This window comes from Luteibacter sp. P4_D7_3, assembly GCF_056401735.1.
Window position 1 is genome coordinate 1 of record NZ_JBFUIT010000425.1, and the last position, 2,716, is coordinate 2,716.

At 66.7% G+C, this 2,716-nt stretch carries 3 protein-coding genes; 2 read left to right on the top strand and 1 reads right to left on the bottom strand.

Annotated features, from left to right (window positions below; genetic code table 11):
* The coding region (locus tag AC1DSN_RS20985) for a ribonuclease D (RefSeq protein WP_477332657.1) at positions 1 to 874 on the top strand (874 nt) is incomplete at its 5' end.
* A gap of 93 nt (positions 875 to 967) precedes the next feature.
* Here the strand turns inward: AC1DSN_RS20985 and AC1DSN_RS20990 are convergent.
* Complete coding sequence (locus tag AC1DSN_RS20990; protein WP_477332659.1) at positions 968 to 1,906, bottom strand: LysR family transcriptional regulator; 939 nt, start codon at positions 1,904 to 1,906, stop codon at positions 968 to 970.
* Between the two features lie 113 nt (positions 1,907 to 2,019).
* Here AC1DSN_RS20990 and AC1DSN_RS20995 point away from each other — a divergent pair.
* On the top strand, positions 2,020 to 2,716 hold a 697-nt coding region (locus AC1DSN_RS20995; RefSeq protein WP_477332661.1), incomplete at its 3' end, for an SDR family oxidoreductase.

A 2,716-nucleotide genomic window follows, 5' to 3' on the forward strand; every position in this document is an offset into this window, starting at 1 on the left:
GGTCACGGTGATGCACAGCGCCGGCGAAGATCTCGAAGCGATGTCGCCGTTCCTGCCCGACGGCCCCCACACCTTGTTCGACACGCAGATCGCCGCGGCTTTCGTCGGCATGGGACTGGGCATCAGCTACCGTGCCCTCGTCGCTGAGCTGGTCGGCGCCGAACTCGACAAGGGCGAGACGCGCAGCGACTGGCTGCAGCGCCCGCTGACCGAATCGCAGAAGCTTTACGCCACACTCGATGTCGTCCACCTTCATCCCGTGCACGCCATCCTCAGCGAGCGCCTTGTGGAGCGCGATCGCGCCGCCTGGCATGCGGAAGACTGCGCACGCATGAAGCGCCGGGCCAGCGAGCGCGAAGGGGATCCGCAACCGCAGCGCAGCTTCAAGGGCGCTGCGGAATGGACGCCGGAGAAACAAGCCCTCCTCCGTCGCGTGCTGCGCTGGCGCGAAACCACCGCCCGCGAACTCGACAAGCCGCGTTCGTGGCTGCTCGAGGATGCTCAGGCCCTGGACCTCAGCAACGCCCTGCCGCGCGACGCCGCGTATCTGGACGAGCGCGTGCGCGGCACCCGCGCATTGCGTGCACCCCAGCGCAAGGAATTGTTCGACCTGCTCCAGCGGCCGGTGGACGCCCAGGAAATCGAATCCACCGCCCCGGTCGTGGGTCACCCCGTGGGCGACGCGAAGCGCGCCATCAACGAAATGCGCAGCGTCATCGACCTGCTCGCCACCCAGCTCGATCTTCCGCCCGGCCTGCTCTGCTCACGCCGCTCGATGGAAGAGTATGTGATGACCGGCGTATGGCCCGAAGCCCTCGAAGGCTGGCGCCGAGGCGTCCTCCACGAACGCCTGGCAGGCCTCCTGCCAGGCTGACCGCCGCGCCGCACCTTCGCCGGTGCACCCTCGCTCGGTAGAAGCGCGATGCAAGCGTTACCGGACGGCGGCGTACCGAGCGGGGTGCAGGCGTTACCGCATGTCGGCGTGCTGCGCCGAAAAGCGCGCCGCCAGCTGATCCCGCTCGAACGATGCCATCACGTGCTCGACGAACACGCGTGTCTTTCGCGGCAGCAGCTTCTGCGCCGCGTAATAGATCGAAATGTCACCACCGTCCACCCACCAATCCGGCAACACGCGCCTCAACACACCGCGCTCGATATAGGGCAGCGCATGGGGCACGGCGACCAGGGCGATCCCCAGCCCTTGCATCGCGGCGTGGTTCGCCRCATCCGGGTCATCGAACAGAATGCGCGTGTCGAGGTCGATCGAGGCCTTCCCAGCGGCGCCATCGGTGAGCGTCCAGTTGCGAATACGCCCGGTCTGCGGTGACCGAAGAAGAATGCCCGCCCGCCCCACCAGATCAGCCGGGGTGGCAGGCGCCCCTCGCGTCGACAGGTACGCCGGTGATGCCACCAGTACGCGATGCGCCGGCGCCAGGTGGCGCGCGATGAGGCCCGGTTGCAGCTCGAAGCCACCGCCGATCGCGACATCGAACCCCTCACCGATCAGATCCACCGCGCGATTGTCGAAATGCCAGTCCGGCTGCACCCGGGGATTCGCGCGAAGGAAACTGCCCAGCATCGGGACGATCCAGTCCCGTCCGAACGCGTTGCCCATGCTGACGCGCAGGCGTCCCACCGGGCTGGCATGCGCCACGGTGGCGTTGGACATCGCTGTTTGCAGGCTGTCCAGACTATCCACCACCTCCAGGCGGAATGCCTCGCCCGCCTCCGTGAGCGACAGGCGGCGCGTGCTGCGCTGAAACAGCCGAACACCGAGGGATGCCTCCAGCCTGGCCACGTTTTTCCCCACGGCGGCCGGGGTCAGGCCCAGGGCGCGGCCCGCCGCGGCAAAGCTGCCGGACTCGGCACTGCGGATGAAGCAGACAATACCGTTGAGGGTGTCCATGGAAGGATTCTAAACCGATGGTATCGACTGCATAGGTGAAATCGTGCCTACTGCCAGCGCCTACCGCCGCCATTGATGGTGTTGTCGAACTCACCTCACTACGGAGTCATGCCATGAACGACCTCAATTCCATCCAGGGCAAGAGCGCCCTCATCCTCGGCGGGTCGCGCGGCATCGGTGCCGCCATCGCCCGTCGCCTCGCTGCCGGCGGCGCCAACGTCGTCCTTACCTACGTGAACGGAGCCTCGGCGGCCGAGGCCGTCGTGGCCGAGATCGCCGCCAAGGGCGGTCGTGCGATCGCCTTCCAGGCAGATAGCGCGAGCGACGCCGCGATCGAAGCGGCCGTCGCGAAAACCAAGGAAACCTTTGGCGGTCTCGACATCCTCGTCAACAATGCCGGCATCGCCAAGTTCAGCCCGATCGAGGACTRTCCGATCGAAGATCTGGACAGCACGCTCGCGATCAACGTCCGTGCGGCCGTGGTGGCCAGCAAGTTCGGTGCGCGCGCCATGAACAACGGTGGCCGCATCATTCACATCGGCAGCACCAATGCGGAGCGCATGCCCGGCCAGGGTGGTGCGATCTATGCCATGAGCAAGTCGGCGCTGCAGGGCCTGACCAAGGGACTGGCTCGCGATCTCGGTCCGCGCGGCATCACGGTGAACAACGTGCAGCCCGGCCCCGTCGACACCGACATGAACCCCAAGGACGGTCCGTTCGCCGAACAGCTGATGCCATTGCTCGCCATCGGCCGCTACGGCCATGCCGATGAGGTTGCCAGCTTCGTGGCCTATCTTGCGGGTCCTGTAG